Origin of the sequence: Sphingobacterium nematocida (assembly GCF_900168125.1) — a bacterium.
Lineage (GTDB): Bacteria > Bacteroidota > Bacteroidia > Sphingobacteriales > Sphingobacteriaceae > Sphingobacterium > Sphingobacterium nematocida.
Genome location: NZ_FUZF01000014.1, coordinates 36641 through 57081 on the forward strand (window position 1 = coordinate 36641; position 20441 = coordinate 57081).

Annotated in this window: 16 protein-coding genes; 14 read left to right on the top strand and 2 right to left on the bottom strand. The window is 39.4% G+C overall.

Features of this window, described 5'->3' with window-relative positions:
• Positions 1-2 precede the first annotated feature (2 nt).
• Positions 3-1958, bottom strand: coding sequence for a M1 family metallopeptidase (locus tag B5X76_RS14665; RefSeq protein ID WP_079644152.1), 1956 nt, complete (start codon positions 1956-1958; stop codon positions 3-5).
• On the bottom strand, positions 1958-2308 hold the full coding sequence (locus tag B5X76_RS14670) for a Spx/MgsR family RNA polymerase-binding regulatory protein (protein ID WP_176141096.1): 351 nt from the start codon (positions 2306-2308) through the stop codon (positions 1958-1960). Before B5X76_RS14670 ends, B5X76_RS14665 begins: the two co-directional genes overlap by 1 nt.
• A gap of 207 nt (positions 2309-2515) precedes the next feature.
• On the opposite strand from B5X76_RS14670, the gene fbaA reads away from it, so the two are divergent.
• From fbaA to B5X76_RS14740, 14 genes are all read left to right on the top strand, one after another.
• Positions 2516-3595, top strand: coding sequence for a class II fructose-bisphosphate aldolase (gene fbaA, locus B5X76_RS14675; protein WP_079644153.1), 1080 nt, complete (start codon positions 2516-2518; stop codon positions 3593-3595).
• A 209-nt stretch (positions 3596-3804) separates the two neighbouring features.
• Complete coding sequence (gene lepA, locus B5X76_RS14680) at positions 3805-5595, top strand: translation elongation factor 4 (protein ID WP_079644155.1); 1791 nt, start codon at positions 3805-3807, stop codon at positions 5593-5595.
• A gap of 96 nt (positions 5596-5691) precedes the next feature.
• On the top strand, positions 5692-6579 hold the full coding sequence (locus B5X76_RS14685) for a bifunctional 5,10-methylenetetrahydrofolate dehydrogenase/5,10-methenyltetrahydrofolate cyclohydrolase (protein WP_079644157.1): 888 nt from the start codon (positions 5692-5694) through the stop codon (positions 6577-6579).
• Positions 6580-6788: 209 nt separating this feature from the next.
• Entirely contained in the window at positions 6789-7307 is a 519-nt protein-coding gene (locus tag B5X76_RS14690; protein WP_139375332.1) for a hypothetical protein, read from the top strand.
• Positions 7308-7495: 188 nt separating this feature from the next.
• Positions 7496-7945 carry a hypothetical protein gene (locus B5X76_RS14695; RefSeq protein ID WP_079644161.1) on the top strand — a complete coding sequence of 150 codons (450 nt, stop codon included), beginning with the start codon at positions 7496-7498 and terminating at the stop codon, positions 7943-7945.
• 107 nt (positions 7946-8052) lie between these two features.
• On the top strand, positions 8053-9522 hold the full coding sequence (locus B5X76_RS14700) for a hybrid sensor histidine kinase/response regulator (protein WP_079644163.1): 1470 nt from the start codon (positions 8053-8055) through the stop codon (positions 9520-9522).
• Between the two features lie 6 nt (positions 9523-9528).
• Entirely contained in the window at positions 9529-13131 is a 3603-nt protein-coding gene (locus B5X76_RS14705) for a response regulator (protein WP_079644165.1), read from the top strand.
• Entirely contained in the window at positions 13115-13513 is a 399-nt protein-coding gene (locus tag B5X76_RS14710) for a response regulator (RefSeq protein ID WP_245801057.1), read from the top strand. The genes B5X76_RS14705 and B5X76_RS14710 overlap by 17 nt, the downstream gene beginning before the upstream one ends.
• Positions 13513-14334 carry a CheR family methyltransferase gene (locus B5X76_RS14715; RefSeq protein ID WP_079644167.1) on the top strand — a complete coding sequence of 274 codons (822 nt, stop codon included), beginning with the start codon at positions 13513-13515 and terminating at the stop codon, positions 14332-14334. Before B5X76_RS14710 ends, B5X76_RS14715 begins: the two co-directional genes overlap by 1 nt.
• 5 nt (positions 14335-14339) lie before the next feature.
• Entirely contained in the window at positions 14340-14909 is a 570-nt protein-coding gene (locus tag B5X76_RS14720; RefSeq protein ID WP_079644169.1) for a chemotaxis protein CheB, read from the top strand.
• Positions 14910-14932: 23 nt separating this feature from the next.
• Complete coding sequence (locus B5X76_RS14725; RefSeq protein ID WP_079644171.1) at positions 14933-15292, top strand: response regulator; 360 nt, start codon at positions 14933-14935, stop codon at positions 15290-15292.
• Between the two features lie 60 nt (positions 15293-15352).
• Positions 15353-15943 carry a sigma-70 family RNA polymerase sigma factor gene (locus B5X76_RS14730; protein ID WP_079644173.1) on the top strand — a complete coding sequence of 197 codons (591 nt, stop codon included), beginning with the start codon at positions 15353-15355 and terminating at the stop codon, positions 15941-15943.
• Between the two features lie 77 nt (positions 15944-16020).
• Positions 16021-17031, top strand: a complete 1011-nt coding sequence (locus B5X76_RS14735) for a FecR family protein (protein ID WP_079644174.1) — start codon at positions 16021-16023, stop codon at positions 17029-17031.
• A 48-nt stretch (positions 17032-17079) separates the two neighbouring features.
• Positions 17080-20421: a SusC/RagA family TonB-linked outer membrane protein gene (locus tag B5X76_RS14740; RefSeq protein WP_079644176.1), complete on the top strand. Its 3342-nt coding sequence runs from the start codon at positions 17080-17082 to the stop codon at positions 20419-20421.
• Positions 20422-20441: the final 20 nt, after the last annotated feature.

Genomic DNA, 20441 nt, shown 5'->3' on the forward strand with positions numbered 1-20441 from the left:
CTTTATTTTGTTGGCCATGTGTTGTTATCTGGGTTAGTGTCTGGAAAAACACTACGTGGATCTAATTTTATTTGGGTGAGTTTTTCTGTGCTTTGGAGCTTGAACGTCCACTTGTTATTTCGTTCCCAAATTTCAACAGGTAGCTTAACAGTAATTTTTTTGCCACTTTCAGTGGTAGCTTCTAGTTCTACAGGCATCGGGAGCTTGTCTAGGTTTTCTATGGTCACGATAGCTCCTTTTGCTGGGTCAAGCTCCACATAACGTACGTCTGTAATAGCTTGATCCATCTGCCAGTTATTCTGAAAAAGACCTCGCCAGAACCAATTTAGATTCTCACCTGTTTCATTCTCAATGGTGCGGAAGAAATCATTTGGTGAAGGATGTTTATAAGCCCAGTGTTCGATATATTTACGAAAAGCTTTGTCAAATCTGTCTTTTCCAATGATTTCGTCCCTCAACAAATGTAGGGCAAAAGCAGGTTTGTAATATACAAGGTACCCGATATTACGCTCTTTCATCGTTTGAGGGCTGTTGATCACAGGTTCCAATGAAGGATTAAATAATGCTAAGGATAGGCTGTTCTTTTTACCGTATTTCATCGCATATTCCCCTTTGTTAAATACTTCTGTAGAGATGTCGTTGATGAATGTATTAAAGCCCTCATCCATCCAGCCATGCAGTCTTTCATTGCTGCCTACGATCATTGGAAACCAGTTGTGTCCAAATTCATGATCTGTTACACCCCATAAGTTTCCTGCTTTGGCTTTGTAACCACAAAAGGAAAGGGCTGGATATTCCATTCCTCCTACATTAGATGCAACATTTACCGCGACAGGGTATGGGTATTCAAACCATTTTTGAGAGTAATGTTCAATGGATGCTTTCGTATATTCAGTCGAACGTTCCCAAGCATTTCCACCATTACTTTCTTTGGGGTAAGCAGACATTGCAAGGGCAGATTTTCCTGAAGGTAGTTTTATGCGGGCTGCATCTATGATAAATGCCGGCGATGATGCCCAGGCGACATCGTGTGCGTTTTTTAAATTATATTTCCATGTTAATTCCTTTTTGTTAGGACGGGAGGATTTTTGAGTAACTTCCGCTTCGTTGCGTATCATCAAAGTGCGATCTGAAGTCTTTGCTGAGTTGTATCGTTGCAGTTGTTCTGTTGTCCAGACTTCCGATGGATTTAAGAGCTCGCCGCCTAATACAACAATATGGTTGGCTGGTGCTGTAATCTCAACATCGTAATCTCCAAACTCTAAGTAAAATTCCCCAGGTCCTGTGTAAGGATGGGTATTCCATCCTAAAATATCATCGAATACGCATACACGGGGGTACCACTGCGCTATTGCATAAATCTTTCCATTAGCTGTAGTCAAAATTCCGGTGCGGTCCGCGCCATATTCAGGGATAGAAAATTCAAAATCCATACTCAATGTGACAGTTCCACCTTTGGATTTTAGAGGAGTTGCCAAGTCTACACGCATACGTGTATCGGATATTGTGTAAGAAGGTGTCTGATCCTGACCCGAGACCTTCATATTATTAATCTTATAACCGCCTTCAAATTTATTATTCGAACTACCGTAACGACTATCAGTTAAAGGAATGGTTGCTTGTCCTCTAGACTCGTTGCTGAAGAGGTTTTGGTCCAACTGAAGCCAGATAAAGTCTAGGTCTTCGGGGCTATTGTTGGTGTATTTGATCTGTACCGATCCTGAAATTCGATCTAATTGATCATTCAGCTTTGCTTTTATAGCGTAACTGGCTGCATTCTGCCAGTAAGCGGGACCAGGTTTGCCGCTTGCAGATCGGTATTCTGTACCGTTAGAAGTATAGAAATTAGGTCCGAAAGCTTCCGAATAATTATAAGTACTCTTTTGCTGAGCAAAGGCAGGGATCGTAAGTGATGCCAAACCTATGTAAAGTAAATATCTGAATGTTTTTCGAATCATTATTTTGCCAGTTTTTCTTGATATATAGTTTCATCGAAACCTAATATTATGTCGTTTTTTAACTCAATAACGGGTCTTTTAATCATGCTGTTGTTGCTTAGAAGTACCTGGTTGGCCGAATCACTATCGATGACCTTAGCTTGCTCTTCCGGGCTTAACTTTTTCCAGGTTGTACCCTTTTTATTTACTAATTTTTCCCAACCGACGCTTTTCTCCCAAGCTTCCAGTTTTTTAAGGGTAGCAGGTTCCTTTTTGTAATCGTGAAACGTATAAGCAATTTGATTTTCATTCATCCAATCCAGTGCCTTTTTTACTGTATTGCAATTTTTGATTCCGTATATGTCCAGCATGCCGTATTTTAATTGAGTTTATATTTGTTAAACTTAGATAATTTTGCTCTCATATGCAATAGAAATCTCTTCCGTAGCAGTGCTGTCAGGTGAATGAAAGGCTATTGATTAGGTTTTCTTAGTGTATTTTTTACACTACTATTTTCATTCTCATTTAAAACACTTAACTTTATCCAATCAAAGAAGTAAAACTAAAAGAAAAAAATCATGAGCCTAAAAGATTATAAAGGTGTACTAACCGGGGACCAAGTTCAAGAATTGTTTGAAATCGCTAAGGAACATAAATTTGCACTTCCAGCTGTAAACATAATAGGTACAAATTCTATTAATGCAGTGATGGAGACAGCAAAGGCTGTGAATTCGCCGGTGATCATTCAATTATCAAATGGTGGTGCTCAGTTTTATGCAGGAAAGTCTTTAAATAATGACGGATTGAAAGCTTGTATATTGGGAGCTGTCTCAGCTGCGCAACATGTTCACTTGTTGGCAGAACATTATGGTGTTGCTGTTATTTTACATACTGACCATGCTGCAAAGAAATTGCTGCCTTGGATTGACGGTCTTTTGGATGCAGGAGAGAAGTTTTTTGCAACAAACGGTAAGCCTTTGTTTTCTTCGCACATGTTGGATTTGTCAGAAGAACCTATCGAAGAGAATATAGAAGTGTCTAAGCGTTATTTAGAGCGTATGAAACCTCTAGGGATGACTATAGAAATTGAGTTGGGGGTGACAGGTGGAGAAGAGGATGGGGTAGATAACTCCGATGTGGATAGCTCTAAGTTATATACACAGCCAGAAGAGGTTGCTTATGCCTACGAAGAGTTGTCAAAAGTTTCTGATAAATTTACCGTAGCTGCTGCTTTTGGTAATGTGCACGGCGTTTACAAGCCTGGAAATGTGAAACTACAACCGGTTATTTTGAAGAATTCACAAGATCATATACGTGAAAAATACAGCTTGTCAGCAGCTAAGCCTGTTAACTTTGTATTCCACGGGGGGTCTGGATCTTCTCCAGAGGAGATTGCCGAAGCAATTTCTTACGGTGCGATCAAGATGAATATTGATACAGATATGCAATGGGCATTTTGGGATGGTGTTCGTGGTTACGAAGCAAAGAACCATGACTACTTACAGGGACAAATTGGAAGCCCTGAAGGAGCTGATTCACCAAACAAGAAATATTATGATCCACGTGTGTGGTTGCGTAAGGGAGAAGATGCTTTTGTAACCCGTTTAAAACAAGCATTTGAAGAGTTGAATGCTATTGATGTGAATAGTAAATTATAGAGAGAATATCGCTATAGATAATTAAGAGAGGCTATCCTTATTAAGGGTAGCCTCTTGTTTTTAAGACATGGTCCGGTCTTAGCGTAAGGATACGGTTGTTTTTGTAGAGTCTTTAAAAAGAATCATCAGAAAAAACAAGCTTTTTCAAAAAAAAAAGTCACTTAAATACAGTATATTTGCCGTTTATAAAAAGAAGGCATAAAACCTATATGAAGCATATACGCAATTTTTGTATAATAGCACATATCGACCACGGCAAGAGTACCTTGGCAGATAGATTATTGGAATTTACAAATACAATTTCACAACGGGAGGCGCAAGCCCAGCTGTTGGATAATATGGATTTGGAAAGGGAGAGAGGGATTACAATCAAGAGCCATGCTATTCAGATGGACTATGTTCAAGATGGACAGCAGTACATATTTAACCTCATCGATACTCCGGGACACGTAGACTTTTCGTATGAAGTATCTCGATCCATCGCTGCGTGTGAAGGTGCTTTATTAATTGTAGATGCATCTCAAGGAATACAGGCACAAACTATTTCCAATCTGTATCTCGCTATGGAGCATGATCTGGAGATTATTCCTGTATTGAACAAAATGGACTTGCCTGGTGCCATGCCGGAAGAGGTTAAAGATCAGATTATTGATCTTATCGGAGGTAAAAGAGAAGATATTATCCCTGCGTCAGGAAAAACAGGTCTGGGAATACCGGATATATTGCGGGCAATCGTCGAACGGGTTCCTGCGCCAGTGGGAGATCCTGATGGACCTTTGCAAGCCCTGATTTTTGATTCTGTTTTTAACTCCTTCAGAGGTATTATGGCCTACTTTAAAGTTGAGAATGGTGAAATTAGAAAAGGAGATAAAGTTAAATTTGTTGCTACTGGTAAAGAGTACTATGCAGATGAGGTAGGTACCCTGAAATTGAACCAAGTTGCTAAAGATGTGATTAAGACTGGTGATGTAGGTTATATCGTCTCTGGTATTAAAGAAGCCCGCGAAGTAAAGGTGGGGGATACAATCACCCATAAAGACCGTCCATGTCAGAGTGCAATTCAAGGGTTTGAAGAAGTGAAGCCAATGGTCTTCGCAGGTATTTACCCTGTAGACACCGAGGATTATGAAGAGTTGCGCGAATCTATGCATAGGTTGCAGTTGAATGATGCGTCGTTGGTGTTTGAACCAGAGTCTTCTGCTGCTTTAGGATTTGGTTTCCGTTGTGGTTTCTTAGGTATGCTCCATATGGAGATTATTCAAGAGCGCTTAGAAAGAGAGTTTGATATGACAGTGATCACTACTGTTCCAAACGTGTCATACCGCGCATTCTTGAGTAAAGATAAAGAGGAGGTTGTAGTACACAATCCATCAGATTTACCTGATCCGAGCAAATTGGACTCTATAGAAGAGCCTTATATCAAAGCTAACATCATCACGAAGGCAGAGTTTGTGGGACCTGTAATGTCACTATGTATACAAAAGAGAGGTACGATAATGAACCAATCTTATTTGACATCAGATCGTGTAGAATTGGTTTTCGAAATGCCTATGGGAGAGATCGTATTCGATTTTTACGATAAATTGAAGACAATTTCAAAAGGCTATGCTTCATTCGATTACCACCAGATCGGTTACCGTACTTCAGACTTGGTTAAGTTGGATATACGTCTTAATGACGAACCTGTCGATGCTTTATCCTCGTTGATTCACAGAAGTAATGCTTATGATTTTGGTAAAAAAATCTGTGAGAAATTAAAAGAATTATTGCCTAGACAACAGTTTGAAATCCGGATCCAAGCTTCTATTGGAGCAAAAATCATCGCTAGGGAGACGATATCAGCTTTACGTAAAGACGTAACAGCAAAATGTTATGGAGGTGATATCTCCCGTAAACGTAAGTTGTTAGAGAAACAGAAAAAAGGTAAAAAACGTATGCGTCAGGTAGGAAATGTTGAAATTCCACAATCGGCGTTTATGGCGGTATTGAAATTGGATTAATAACTTAGTGATAAATACAAAAGAACGAAGATTAAGTGTGTTATTGTAGGAGATTCTTTCTAAATACTTAATACTAACTACTTAATACTAAATACTATGAAAATACTAGACGGTAAAGAAGTATCTGCAAAGATTAAAGAAGATATAAAAGTTGAAGCTGCAGCTTTTACTGCTGTTGCAGGCAGAAAGCCTCATCTTGTTGCTATCTTAGTTGGAAATGATGGTGGAAGCGAAACCTATGTAGCCAGTAAAATGAGAAACTGTGAATTGGTAGGTTTTGAGTCAACTAATATCCGTTATGATGTAGGTGTTTCTGAAGCGGAATTGATTTCTAAAATTCAAGAAATAAATGCAGATCCTACTATTGATGGTTTGATTGTACAGCTGCCGTTACCTGCTCACATTGATCCGGATAAGGTCACGGAGGCTATTGACTATAGAAAAGATGTGGATGGTTTTCATCCGATTAATTTAGGTCGTATGCAGCGTAATTTACCTTGTTTCATTCCTGCAACACCTTATGGTATTATGTTGATGCTTGCACATTATGGTATTGATACTGCAGGAAAACATGCTGTTGTTGTAGGAAGAAGTAACATCGTGGGTTCACCAATGAGCATCTTGTTGGCTAGAAATAGTAATCCTGGAAATTGTACGGTTACCTTAACGCACAGTCGCACAAAAGATCTTAAAACAGAGGTTTTGCGCGGAGATATCATTGTAGCGGCTATTGGCAAAAAGAATTTTGTAACGGCTGATATGGTGAAGGAAGGAGCAATAGTAATTGATGTAGGGATCAACAGAGAAAATTCTACCGAAACGAAATCTGGCTTTAAGCTTTATGGCGATGTCGATTTCGATAATGTAGCACCAAAGTCTTCATGGATTACGCCGGTACCAGGAGGAGTAGGGTTGATGACGATCGTCGGTTTGTTAAAGAATACATTAGAGGCGGCTAAAGGTACAATTTATCCCAAAAGCTAGTTCCTTTTGATTCAAGAGCTTTCGCGGTACAATCAGCGACGGTCCTATTTTTTGATAAGGGGGAAATCGGGAGAGTTTTGGTTTGGCACACAAATTGAGTATTTAGTAGGGTTAACTAAACTCATTTGTATGGATCATTGGTCGTATTGTATTTTAAAAATATGTTAGTACCGCTAATAGATCCATCGCCATTTAAAAAACTATATCTAATGAAAAAAATTGCATTATTAGCAGTAGTAGCCGGAGCAATAACATTTGCATCGTGCAACAATTCTCCTTCTAAGGACAAGAATGCGGACGGTGAGGTTACGGCAGGTGAACAATTGGATCACTCTTTGGACAAGATGGACCAGGTCTCCTCAGATGCAGCGACAAAAGCGGAGGCTGATTATAATAAAGCCAAGGCAGATTTAGATGCTGCCATTGCAAAAGGCGATAAGCAAGCTGAAGAGACTGCACGTAAGACACTTGCGGACGCTGAGGCTGCTTGGAATAAGACTAAAGAGGCGCTGAAAGAAGCTGGCGATAAGGTAGAATCAGGAGTGAGTGGTGCTGTAGATGCTACAAAAGATGCAGCCAAGAAAACAGGAGCTGCAATAGAAAACACTGCTGATAAAGCTGGAGAAAAATTGAAAAATGCTGGTGAAAAAGCGGAAAATGCTGTTAAGGAAACAGCAAATGAAGCGGAGAGAAAAGCTAAAAACGTAAAAGAAGCTTTGAAAAACTAGACTTCCAGATACAATGATTTTGTGAACGCCCGTATTAATCGGGCGTTCATTGTTTATAATAGCAGTGACATACGATGAGATAGCCATGTCGCAATAACTGCCAAATACAAATGAACACAATCGAGCTTACGAGCTCTACGGAATAAATCAGGATCTGCCAGCTGGCGGATCATCAATGATAATTATATATGAATAGAGAAGATATACTGGAGGCATGTTTTGAATATGTACAGGGTAGAATCAAGGAGATTACTGTGGCTATAGATTCTGCTAATAACTCCCTGTCGGAAGATACGAAAAGTAGTGCAGGAGACAAGTATGAGACTAGTAGAGAAATGATTCAGCAAGACTTAAGTCGATTTCAGCAACAACTAAGCTTAGCTAATGAAGATTTACAGAGTCTTGAACGAATTAAGCATAGCTATCAGACTTCATCGATTTTGTCTATTGGTAGCTTAGTCGAGGTTAATAACAGCGGTTGGTACTTCATAGCAGTAAGCATAGGCCGTCTCCCAACATATCCAAATGTATACGTTATTTCTCCAAAGTCTCCGATCGGTAAATTGTTTCTAGGTAAAACGGTAGGAGATAAAGTAGCGTTTAACAATCAATCTTTTATTATCAACCAAGTTTTATAAGTGCTAGGTTCGATTCTTTTTCTTTTTTTTATTATTTTGGTAGAGGCTTCTCTTGCATGCAGCATACAATGGCCTTTAATTGAAATAGAACAACTAATTGTTTATCTATGATTTTGATTGTGGATGATAAGCCCGAGAATATTTTTTCGCTTAGGAGCTTATTGGAATCGAAGAGTTTTGAGGTGGATACTGCGCTTTCTGGCGAGGAAGCACTGAAAAAGGTCTTGAAGATGGATTATGCATTGATCATCCTGGATGTTCAGATGCCCGGGATGGATGGATTTGAAGTCGCAGAGATATTGGCCGGGTATAGTAAAACAAAAGAGATCCCTATTATTTTTTTATCCGCAGTCAATACAGATAAGAAATTCATAACCAAAGGATATGCTTCTGGGGGTATTGATTATATCACTAAACCTGTCGATCCTGATATCCTGATGCTCAAGGTAAAAACTTTTTACCGATTGTACGAGCAGACTTTAGCCTTGAATGAGGTAAAACGTAAATTACAATTGGAGGTCGAGAGCAGAAAGAAAGTGCAGGAAGAGCTTAAAGTTAAAGTAGACTTCTTTCATACTGTACTGGAAGCTATTCCACAGATCGCATTTACAGCAGATTCTTTAGGAGAGATTACCTTTGTCAATGAAAATTGGTTTAAGTATGCAAAAACTGCGATAGATTTTCCAGAAATTCACGACGGTGATACTTCTATAGATACCTTCTATAAAGAAAATATAAAATCAGGAGAGCCCTTTGAAGCCGAAGTACGTATCCGAAACGTCGATACAAAGGCATATCGTTTCCACTTGCTTCGAATCATACCTGTTAAAGAAGGGGGGGAAAGAAATAGCTGGGTTGGTACATTTACCGATATCGAAGATCAAAAACAGATCGAGAATAAGAAGGATGAATTTTTAAGTATTGCTAGTCATGAACTGAAAACACCACTGACCAGCATCAAAGCGTATATACAGCTTTTGGAAAGGATGATTGTCTCTTCTGGGGATGAAAAAGTTTCTACTTACATCCATCGCGCCCAAGATCAGATAATTAAGTTGGAAAGTCTTATTGCTGATTTACTGGATATTTCTAAGATAGAAAACGGAAAACTAAAGGTCAACTGTAAGCCCTTCGATTTAGAATCTTTGATCGTTAATGCAATCGATACCATATCACATACCCATCAACATGTAGATGTGCGCATCGAGCGTAAGGGAGAACCGTTTGTAGATGAGGTGAATGCCGATGCTATTCGGATTGAGCAAGTACTGATCAATTTTTTGACGAATGCGATAAAGTATTCTCCAGGGGCTGAAAAGGTATTGGTCAAGACAGAGCGACGTGACTCGCATGCATATATTGCGGTGCAGGATTTTGGAATAGGTATCCCCAAAGAGAAGCAGGACTATGTTTTTTCAAAATTTTATCGCGTTGAAGAATCTTCTGTTAAGTTTCAAGGACTGGGCATAGGATTATATATCTGTGCAGAAATAGTGAGACAGCATAAAGGTACTTACGGTGTCAATAGCGAAAGTGGAGAAGGAACGACTTTTTATTTTAGTATACCATTAAATTAAGGACGGATGCCCAAACAAATTATCAGAAAATTACAGATAGGTTTCGGAATATCACTGCTTGTTCTTATTGCAAGTTCTACAGCTTCCTATATCAGTATTAAAAAGCAGATTGATAACCGAAATCAATTAGTAACTACCCAACAATTGATTCAATCTGTAAATCATATTCTTATTGATCTTCAGAATGCAGAAACTGGACAGAGGGGTTTTTATCTCACCAATAAAGAATCTTTTTTAGAACCCTACTTGGAGAGCAAAGTCTCGTTATCTCAATCCTTTCGCGATGCGAGATCATTACTATCCAAAGACTCGAATCAAGGGTTGCGCTTGGATAGCCTTTCATCGTTGGTAGATACAAGGATGTCTATTCTAGGCAAATGGGAAAAACAAAAGAGGACGGGGGTAAGCATAGAATCGGAACAATTGGAAGAAGGTAAGGTCTATATGGACAGTTGCCGGAATCTGATAGATCGATTTTTAGCTGTTGAGGATGTTGTCCTTAAGAAGCAAAATGCAGAACTGGACAGTTCTTCTAATATTACTTCGTTATTTATTGTGATAGCAGCTATTTTCTCTTTATTGATCACTATTGTGTTTTATATGCAGATCCGCGGTGAATTCAGAAGGCGTGAAAAACTGCAGAATATACTAAAAGAGAAGGACGAAGAAATGAGAACTAGGGTGAGAATGATCGAGCAGATTGCTAAGAAAGTTTCTGCTGGAGACTATTCTGTGCGAGTTGCTGATAACGAAAAAGATGAACTAGGAAGTTTATCGAACTCGCTTAATGGGATGACTCTTTCTTTGGAGAATGCATTTGGAAAAATACACGACAATGAGTGGAAACAAACGGGATTGGCATTACTGAATGAAGTTCTTGTAGGGAATAAAAATGAACGAGTGATTGCAGAAGATGCCTTAGCTCATTTGATCAACTACGGAGCCTGTATTAATGGGGCATTATATCTATTGGATAAGAATCAGTTGATCTTGCGAAGTTATTATGGCCTAGAGGGACAGATGCGTGAAAAATTAAGCTTTGGCGAAGGGATTGTAGGTCAGGTATTCTTAGATAAGCGAATTAAATTGCTGGAGCATATTGACAGTTCAGAGTTTACCGTAAGTTTTACGAATGGTCAATTGAAACTAAAGAATATCCTATGGTTACCGCTTATGCTGGAAGGGAAATGTTATGGTGTGTTTGAATTGGGGGCATTGGATAAATTTGCTGCGTTAACTATTTCTTTTTTTGAAGAGGCCGGGAGGATTATTGCATTGGAGTTATTGGCTGCGCAAGGAAGAAATAAGGTACAAAATCTATTAGAAGAGACGCAAGCCCAGTCGGAAGAATTGCAAACACAACATAGTGAACTGGAAAATCTAAACACTGAACTGGAAGCTCAAGCACAAAAACTGCAGGCTTCTGAAGAAGAACTGCGTGTGCAGCAAGAAGAACTTTTGCAGAGTAATCAGGAGCTTGAAGAGCGATCGAAGTTGTTGGAAGAAAAGAATGAGCTTATCGCTGCAAGGAATGAAGAAATTCAAAAAAAGGCGGAGGAGTTGGCTCTGACTACAAAATATAAATCGGAGTTTTTGGCGAATATGTCTCATGAACTACGTACGCCGTTAAATTCTATCTTATTGCTTTCGCGCTTGTTGTCAGAAAATGTTGAAGAAAATCTGACAGATGAACAGGTGGAGTCGGCTAATGTCATTCAGAGTTCGGGTACAGGATTGTTAACCCTGATTGATGAGATTTTGGATCTTTCTAAGATCGAAGCAGGGAAAATGAATCTCGAATACCAACAGGTGAGTATTTCGGCACTTTGTAAGGAATTAGAAAGCCTGTTTCATCCCCTAGTAAAGGAGAAGGGCATCGGTTTCTCTATCCATATAGATGATGCGATTCCTGATATTATTGAGACGGATAAACTTAGGCTGGAACAAGTGCTTCGAAACTTATTGTCCAATGCGATTAAGTTTACGATTGAAGGTGGCGTTTCGCTTCATGTGAGCTTATGCTCTACCAACGCTAATTTTATTCAATTTGCTGTAAAGGATACGGGTATTGGCATTAGTCCAGAAAATCAAAAATTGATTTTTGAAGCTTTTCAACAGGCTGACGGTTCGACCCGAAGAAAATTTGGCGGAACCGGGCTTGGTCTTTCTATAAGTAGAGAGATCATGCGTCTACTTGGAGGAGAAATAGCCTTGACAAGTAATCTGAACGAAGGGAGTACTTTTACAATATCAATCCCTCAGGATAAAAGCAAGACCGTGGAAATCGAACCTGCACAATTGGAAATGGCGCAGAATCAACTGCCTATATCCACAATTGAAGATTCTAACACTATCGATTCTTTCTCGTATCGTACAATAGAGATTCCTGATGATGTCGCTGACGATCGCGGTAATATCCAAGATGGGGATAAATTAATTCTGATTGTTGAAGACGATACAAATTTTGCAAAGGCATTGTTGAAATATACAAGACAACAAAAATATAAGGGGATTGTATTGGTCAGAGGAGATCTTGTATTGGAAATAGCCGAAAAGTATCAACCGTTGGCGATCTTGTTGGATATTCAGTTACCGATGAAAGACGGTTGGCAGGTTATGGATGATTTGAAAAATAACTCTAAAACAAGGCATATTCCTGTCCATATGATGTCTTCGCTCAAGATGAAGCGGGAGAGCTTGATGAAAGGAGCTATAGATTTTATCAATAAGCCTATCGCTATTGAGGAGATTGGGAGAATTTTCGAACGAATCGAGGATGCGCTAACCCGGAATCCGAAAAAGGTGCTTATTGTAGAGGAAAATGCAAAACATGCTACCGCCTTATCGTATTTTTTGAGCAATTTCAATATTCAATCGGAGATTAAGGAGAATGTATCGGAGACTGTAGATGCTCTACTGTCAGAAGATGTAAATTGTGTGATATTGGATATGGGTATTCCTGATAAGATCGGCTATCAAACGCTGGAAGCAATTAAGGCTAACCAGGGTTTAGAGAATTTGCCCATTATTGTATTTACCGGTAAACAACTGTCGCAGATTGAAGAGTTAAAAATCAAACAGTTTGCAGATTCTATCGTTGTAAAAACAGCCCACTCGTTCCAGCGTATTCTAGATGAGGTAGGGTTATTTTTACATTTGGTTGAAGAGAATAATGGACATATAGAAAAGAAACGAACCAATAAATTAGGTTCTTTGAGTGAGGTATTAGTCGGCAAGACCGTATTGGTTGCCGACGATGATGTTCGTAATATTTTTTCACTGACCAAAACATTAGAGCCGTATCAGATGGAAGTTCTGTCTGCCACGAATGGTAAAGAAGCATTGGATGTGATAAAGCAAAATCCGAATATTGCTGTCGTGTTAATGGATATGATGATGCCTGAAATGGATGGCTATGAAACGATAAGGGAAATCAGAGACATGCCTGCATTTGCCCGGTTACCAATAATAGCGGTTACGGCTAAGGCGATGATCGGAGATCGGGAAAAATGTATTCAAGCAGGGGCTTCGGACTATATTTCGAAACCCGTAGATAAGGATCAGTTGCTGTCCTTATTGCGTGTATGGTTGTATGAATCTAAAGTATGATTTATTGGAGATGGAAATCAAAAACCTGATATTGATAGTTGACGATGATGTGCGTAATATTTTTGCTTTAGAGCTGACATTGAAAGCTAAAGGATATAAAGTGATATCATGTCAAGGTGCCAGAGAAGCACTACAAATAATAGCGGAGAATAATCAACTCGGATTGGTCTTGATGGATATGATGATGCCTGATATGGATGGATATGAGGCGATAAGTACGGTTAGAAATTCTACTAAATACCCTAAAATTCCAATGATAGCTGTGACGGCCCAAGCGATGAGTGGTGACCGGGAGAAATGCATCGCGTCGGGAGCGAATGATTATGTTTCGAAGCCGATACAGGTCGATGTTTTGCTGGATGTTATAAAAAAGTGGATGTGATGTTAGAACCGGATATCTTGAAAGATGAAGAAATCAATTTGTTGCTTAATGATGTAGCGACAATATATGGCTATGATTTTACACAGTATAGCCGGGCTTCTCTCAAGAGACGGTTGAATAGAATTTGCCTTGTTGATCGTTTTTCGAGCTTTGCTGAATTAAGGTATCGGGTTGTTAATGACAGTTCGTACCTACAACGGTTTATTGAAGAAATCACGGTAAATGTGACCGAAATGTTTAGGGATCCGAGTTTTTATAAAATGCTCCGGAATGAGGTGATGCCTAGACTTGGTACTTATCCATTGATTCGCATCTGGGTAGCTGGATGCTCTACCGGAGAAGAAGCATACTCTATTGCAATATTACTTAAAGAAGCAAATTTGTATCATAAATCATTGATGTATGCTACGGATATTAATCCTACTGTACTAGAAAAGGCTGCTAAAGGAATATTTCCACTGAATCAGATGAAATTATATTCAGAAAATTATATCCTTTCTGGAGGAAAGAATGATTTTTCCCAGTATTATGTCGCTGGTTATGATTTTGCGAAATTTGATTCTTCATTGAGTGAAAGAATGATATTCTCTACCCACAACCTAGTCTCAGATACTTCTTTTAATGAATTTCAATTGATATTATGTCGTAATGTACTGATTTATTTTGATAAGGACTTACAGGAACGTGTGTTCAGAGTTTTTGACGAAAGTCTTCAAAATTTGGGTTATCTGGCATTGGGTACGAAAGAAACATTACGCTTTTCGAGCATAGAGGGGCGGTATAGACAAGTTAGTGAAGAGAAAATTTGGAGAAAGCACTGAAATATATGTCAGGTAGATCAAAGGTAGTATTAATTGGAGGATCAGCAGGAAGTATACACGTCCTGCTGGAGATTTTACCTCGTCTTGATCCTCATTCTTTGCTGAGCATTGTTATTGTGTTACATCGAAAAGCTCATCCAGAAAGTACCTTAAGCATGCTATTGAATGCCTATAGCACCTTGCCTGTGCTAGAAGTGACTGATAAAATGATTCTGGAAAAAGGTAAAGTATATTTAGCTCCTGCAGATTACCATTTGTTGTTTGAAAGTGATGGATCGATGTCCTTGGATGTTTCGGAAAAGGTTAATTTCTCTAGACCATCTATCGATGTTTCTTTTTATTCGGCAGCACAGGTATTTGGAGCCGATGCTGTAGCTATGTTATTGTCGGGGGCAAATAGTGATGGGGTTGAAGGGTTGTCTTATATTACGCAATACGGTGGTGTGATATGTGTACAGGACCCCAGTACTGCAGAGGTTGATTTTATGCCTAGACAGGCTTTGCAGCAGTTGCAGGTCAATGATGTGTTGATTCCTGCAGATATGGCTGCTTATATTAATAATTTGAGTGATTGAAATTTTAAAAGATTCATCTATTTATGAGTAAGAAAATCATGATTTTTGACGATGATAAGACGATATTGAGTATTTTTTCTATTGTCTTAGAAGCCTCTGGCTATACGGTTGAGATTTCCGAGACATCACATGATATTATTGAAAGAGTAGAGGTGGCAATGCCAGATGTGATAATTATGGACAATTGGATTCCGGATATAGGAGGCATTGAAGCAACTCAACTCTTGAAAAAGAATGCTAAATTCAAACACATTCCTGTGGTGTATTGTTCTGCCAATAGTGATATAGAATCGTTGGCAGATAGAGCGGGAGCTGAAGCCTACCTACCTAAGCCCTTTGACTTAGTCGATCTGGAACAGACGATTGAGCGATTGGTGGGTTAGTTGCTCGAATAGAAATTTGTTATTTCATAATTTTTTTATAGCTTCGTTCAAAGCCAAATTATGAACAAGCAAACCATTCTGAAGGAATTTTTTCTTAATGAAGAGTTGGTAGAAGAAGTTTTTCAACTCTACTTCGATGATTTGTGCCGTTTTTTGGGATATTATACAAGAGATACCGGGCTAATTGAGGATTGCCTTCAAGATATCTTCGTCAAATTATGGGAAGACCGTACTTCGCTCAGCATATTTCATATTAAGACCTACCTCTATAAATCTTCGAGAAATCGAATGCTCAATGTGTTGCGCGCTCAGAATAGTAGACTGATACGGGAAGAGGTATGGGCAACGGAGGAGATGAATCGTGCCTATGCGCAGGAATGCGTTAATATGGAGGAATTTACAGCCTTTTATAATGAAGCTGTAGATGCGTTGCCTGAGAAGTGTCGAATAATATACCAATATTGTAAGGATGCTCAAAAATCGTATAAGCAAGTAGCCGAGGAACTCCAGTTATCCGTTAAAACTATTGAAAATCAAATGTCCATAGCGTATAAGAAGATCCGTTCTCATGTCATTCATAAATACCAGGTTTCTGATCCTAGTTCTCTACTATTGTTATTGACTTTACAGGGCGCAGCATTGGCTATCTAATATTTTTTAAAAAAAACTAAAATCCTTTTGGGGGTTTTCTTTAGTGGTTGTGTCTATTAGTCGTAAACCCAAATGCGATGAATAGCAATTACAAACCATCTTTAGAGCTGTTGGCTCAGTACTTGTCCAAAAAGTGTACCCAAGAGGATATGCAGCGTGTGGAGAGTTGGTTGTCGGAAGATGCTCAAAATGCTGTGTATTTGGATCAACTGAGGTCGGAGTGGAAATATCTCGAGAAAAGACCTATTCAATTAAACACAGAAAGAAGGAGTAAGGTCTGGAATCAAATCTTAGAACGATTAGGGCCTAAACCCAAAGTGTTTGTCTTTAGTCCGAAGCGATTATGGTATAGCGCAGTGGCCGTTGCAGTAATTGCTGTTCTTATAGGCGGAATATCTACATCCTTACTCCAGAGAACATCCATACGCCAACATTTACAAAGCCAATTAACAATAGTAAAGACCAATCCTGGACAGAAGTCAGAGGTCTTACTCCCAGACGGCTCTACGGTTTGGCTTAATGCGGGGTCCAAAATTTCTTATAGCAATACTTTTAATCAGAGCGAAAGAAATATCACATTGGAAGGTGAAGCTTTTTTTGACGTTCAGAAAAATGAAAATATCCCCTTTGTGGTACAGACTTTAAATCTGGATGTAGTCGTCAAAGGCACAGCTTTTGATGTTTCTGCCTATCCCGAGGATCCGCATACAGAGGTTTCGCTTTTGAGGGGTAAAGTTGACGTCGTTACTAAGAAAGGTGGATTGATTCGTAATTTAATTCCTAACGATCTAATCCGGTATGACAACAAAAAAGGCACCTATGCTTTCCGCCAGAATAACAATGCTATACAATATAGTTCCTGGAAAAATGAAGAGTTGATTTTTGAAAACGAATCATTGGATCTTGTCGTTAAAAAGCTAGAAAGATGGTACGGTGTAGAGATGGACTGGGAAGTCAGCAAATCGGCCAAACGATATACATTCATCGTAAAAACCGAGAGTCTACGTGAAATGTTACAGCTAATCAACGTAATTACGCCGATAGATTACAGTATAGATGGAAAAATGGTGAAAATCAGGCAACGTTAAAAGGGACTAGGAAAACACAAATTATGTAATCACTTAAATAAACAAATTATGCTAAAAAAACCAATTCTGATGAGCTTTTTGCTCCTCAGCCAGACACTTTTTGGCCTTAACGCTCAAGAAGTAAGTGGTAGAGACAAAAAGCCTGTAAACCTAAAATCACTTATTGAAGTGGTTGAAAAGAAGTATGGATATTCTTTTATGTTCAGCAACTCGGATATCGACGTTAACGCCCTTGTTTCCTACGATGAAAATGCAAATAGCCTAGATGGGCTCTTAAAAAGTGCTTTAGGGAGTAGCAACATGTCCTACGAAATTTCAGGTAAACGTGTCTTATTAAAAAGAGCGGTAAAACTTCAGCAGGGAGAAGCAAAAGGTCTGATACGTGATGAACATGGTAACGCATTATCAGGTGTAGGGGTATCTGCTTTAAAAAGTGGAAAGCATACTGTATCCGATCGCAATGGAGCTTTTGTTGTTGAGGCGCATGCCAACGAGCGATTACGGGTAAGCTACATCGGGTATTTAGATCAGGAGGTAGCGGTTCAGCCTGGCGGTTATCTGAACATAACCCTGGTGCCGGCAAACGAGGAGTTGGAAGAGGTGGTAGTTATTGGTTATGGTACGTTGAAAAAGTCGGATGTAACCGGAGCGATCACTACAATAGATGCGAAAGATCTGGCAAAACGTGCTACTTCGAATCCTGTTGAGGCATTGCAAGGTATGGCTGCAGGTGTCAATGTACAGAAGAATAGTGGTATAGCTGGAGCCGGTATACAGGTCAAAATTCGAGGGGTGAATACTTTTAGGAGCAATGAGCCTTTGTATATTATAGACGGCTTTCCGGGGTCTATCAGCAATGTGAATCCCAACGATATCGAAAGTATGGAAATCCTTAAGGATGGAGCGGCAGCAGCTATATACGGCTCGGTGGCGGCCAATGGGGTTATTATCGTGACGACCAAGGCCGGTAAGTCCGGAAAGGTGTTGGTAGATATTAATAGTTTTGCCAATGTAACCTCTACTGCAAATCGTTTGGAGGTACTGGATGCCAACGGATATGTCAAGTTACATCGCCAGATGTATGAGGAGAATAATAAATATTCCTCTACACCGGTGAGTTTGCCAGATTACATCAATAATCCTGGAGCAGTAAATACAGATTGGCAAGACGCGGTGTTCCGTACCGGATTGAATACAGCACATAGTTTGGCAGTACGAGGGGGATTCGAAGATACCCGCTATTCTTTATCCGCCAATCTTGGTAACGATAAAGGTGTTGTCATTGCCAATAATTTTAAGAAGGAAAATGTACGGATGAAGCTAAGTACGCGTAAGAATATATTTACCATAGAAGGTAATATGGCGTATACCAATTCCAAATATGCGGGCCCCAACTTTAATCTTAAAGAGGCTTATATGATTTCGCCGCTGGTATCGATCTATGACGATAAGGAGAAGGATGGATTTGGCTTAACCAATTGGGGAGGGATACCCAATAACGTAAATGTGGTAGCGGACGAACATTTTAAGACCAGTTGGGCCAAGAAGCAAGACTTTGCAGGAAATGCTTTCGTGAATGTGGATATCTGGAGAGGGCTTACGTTTAAGACAAGTTATTCTTTCAATGGAATAAATAATCAAAGCTATTATCATAATCCACCTTTTGCCTCGGACGAGAAAAATCCTTATGAATACCCATACTATAGCGAGGAAAGAAGTTATTGGCAAGAGCAGGTTATTGACAACTTGTTGAATTATCAAGCTGATTTTGGTAAACATAGCATCAATGCTTTGTTGGGTACTTCATTGACATTGCAGGAATCCAACTGGAATGCAATTGGGGTAGAGGGCAAGAATATCGTGTACTCGGTCGAAAATGGTGGGTTAGTCACCAAAGAGACTGCTGAGGGATTTTTGGATCCTTATTTTATGACCATAGATGCGGGACAAGGTGGAACATATACAGGGACTGGATCAAAATTCGAATATAATCGTTTCTCTGTATTTGGTCGTGTTAATTATGCTTATGCCAACCGTTACTTGTTACAGTTTACATTGCGGAGAGATGGTTCGTCTAAGTTTGGACCAGATAATAGGTATGGTAATTTTCCTTCTTTAGCATTGGGATGGAAAATAGATGAAGAGAACTTCTTTCCTAAAGGGGGATTGGTAAATCAATTGAAGCTGCGCGGTAGCTGGGGAAAACTGGGGAATGAATCTGCCTTGAGATACTACGATCATCAGGCGTTAATTTCGTCCAGTAATGGTTTGATAAGAGGTTATGTACGTGGAGGTGGAAATCCCTGGCCAGGAAGTATTGCTACAACCTTGGAGAATAGAGTTATAGGTTGGGAGACTACAGTATCTCAAAATATAGGTGCAGATTTTGGATTGTTTAACAATACAATAAAAGGGGCTATCAACTATTTTTCCAACACCACAGAAGATTTATTGATTACTAAAAAAATAGCGCCGTCGTCGGGCTTGGTCGATCCCATTTTGAATGTGGGTAAAATCCGTAATAGTGGTTTTGAACTGGAATTGAAATATACGAATCAGAATAATCCTTTTGTCTACAATTTAGGTCTTAATCTAGCCACCTTAAAGAATAAAGTCGTTTCTCTGGGGGGAAATGATCAGACGCTCTATGGTGAAGGTTTGAAGTTTGGATCCGAACACTTTCCTAATCAAACACGGATTGGATCACCTATAGGTGGATTTTATTTATACCAAGCGAATGGTATTTTCCAAAGTATGGATGAAGTAAATGACTATGTCAATGCTGATGGAGATTTACTTCAACCCAATGCCAAACCAGGCGATATACGGTTTGTCGATACAGATGGTAATGGTACCATCAATGACGATGATAAACAATATAGCGGTACAGGTTTGCCAAAATTGGAGGTGGGCCTTACGCTAGGTGCTTCTTATAAAGGATTTGATATGTCTGCCTTGTTAGGTAGTGGATGGGGACATAAGCTTTATAATGGTAATCGCTACTTTTTTGAAGCAATGAGTTCGGGATCGAACTTTCTGAGCAGTACTCTTGATGCATGGACCGAAAACAATCGGAACACCGATGTGCCTAGAGCGGTATTAGGAGATCCCAATGGTAACAGTAGGGAGTCGACACGTTTCCTAGAATCGGGCGATTTTATTCGTTTACGTCAAGTTCAAATCGGTTATACGCTGCCAAAAAATGTGTTGGGAGCCATCAAGTCCGAAAATTTAAGGTTTTATGTAAGTGGGCAGAATCTGTTTACCTGGACCAAGTATACTGGTATAGATCCTGAATTCGGAAGTCCAGGAGTGTTGAGTACCGGGGTGGACCGATATATCTTTCCTTTTACCAAATCCTACACGTTTGGTTTACAGTTTTTATTCTAAAAAGTAGTATACAAGCATAC

Coding starts and splice junctions, on each gene's coding strand:
- B5X76_RS14665 (WP_079644152.1), bottom strand. CDS start 1,958: ATGATTCGAAAAACATTCAGATATTTACTTTACATAGGTTTGGCATCA.
- B5X76_RS14670 (WP_176141096.1), bottom strand. CDS start 2,308: ATGCTGGACATATACGGAATCAAAAATTGCAATACAGTAAAAAAGGCA.
- fbaA (WP_079644153.1), top strand. CDS start 2,516: ATGAGCCTAAAAGATTATAAAGGTGTACTAACCGGGGACCAAGTTCAA.
- lepA (WP_079644155.1), top strand. CDS start 3,805: ATGAAGCATATACGCAATTTTTGTATAATAGCACATATCGACCACGGC.
- B5X76_RS14685 (WP_079644157.1), top strand. CDS start 5,692: ATGAAAATACTAGACGGTAAAGAAGTATCTGCAAAGATTAAAGAAGAT.
- B5X76_RS14690 (WP_139375332.1), top strand. CDS start 6,789: ATGAAAAAAATTGCATTATTAGCAGTAGTAGCCGGAGCAATAACATTT.
- B5X76_RS14695 (WP_079644161.1), top strand. CDS start 7,496: ATGAATAGAGAAGATATACTGGAGGCATGTTTTGAATATGTACAGGGT.
- B5X76_RS14700 (WP_079644163.1), top strand. CDS start 8,053: ATGATTTTGATTGTGGATGATAAGCCCGAGAATATTTTTTCGCTTAGG.
- B5X76_RS14705 (WP_079644165.1), top strand. CDS start 9,529: ATGCCCAAACAAATTATCAGAAAATTACAGATAGGTTTCGGAATATCA.
- B5X76_RS14710 (WP_245801057.1), top strand. CDS start 13,115: ATGAATCTAAAGTATGATTTATTGGAGATGGAAATCAAAAACCTGATA.
- B5X76_RS14715 (WP_079644167.1), top strand. CDS start 13,513: ATGTTAGAACCGGATATCTTGAAAGATGAAGAAATCAATTTGTTGCTT.
- B5X76_RS14720 (WP_079644169.1), top strand. CDS start 14,340: ATGTCAGGTAGATCAAAGGTAGTATTAATTGGAGGATCAGCAGGAAGT.
- B5X76_RS14725 (WP_079644171.1), top strand. CDS start 14,933: ATGAGTAAGAAAATCATGATTTTTGACGATGATAAGACGATATTGAGT.
- B5X76_RS14730 (WP_079644173.1), top strand. CDS start 15,353: ATGAACAAGCAAACCATTCTGAAGGAATTTTTTCTTAATGAAGAGTTG.
- B5X76_RS14735 (WP_079644174.1), top strand. CDS start 16,021: ATGAATAGCAATTACAAACCATCTTTAGAGCTGTTGGCTCAGTACTTG.
- B5X76_RS14740 (WP_079644176.1), top strand. CDS start 17,080: ATGCTAAAAAAACCAATTCTGATGAGCTTTTTGCTCCTCAGCCAGACA.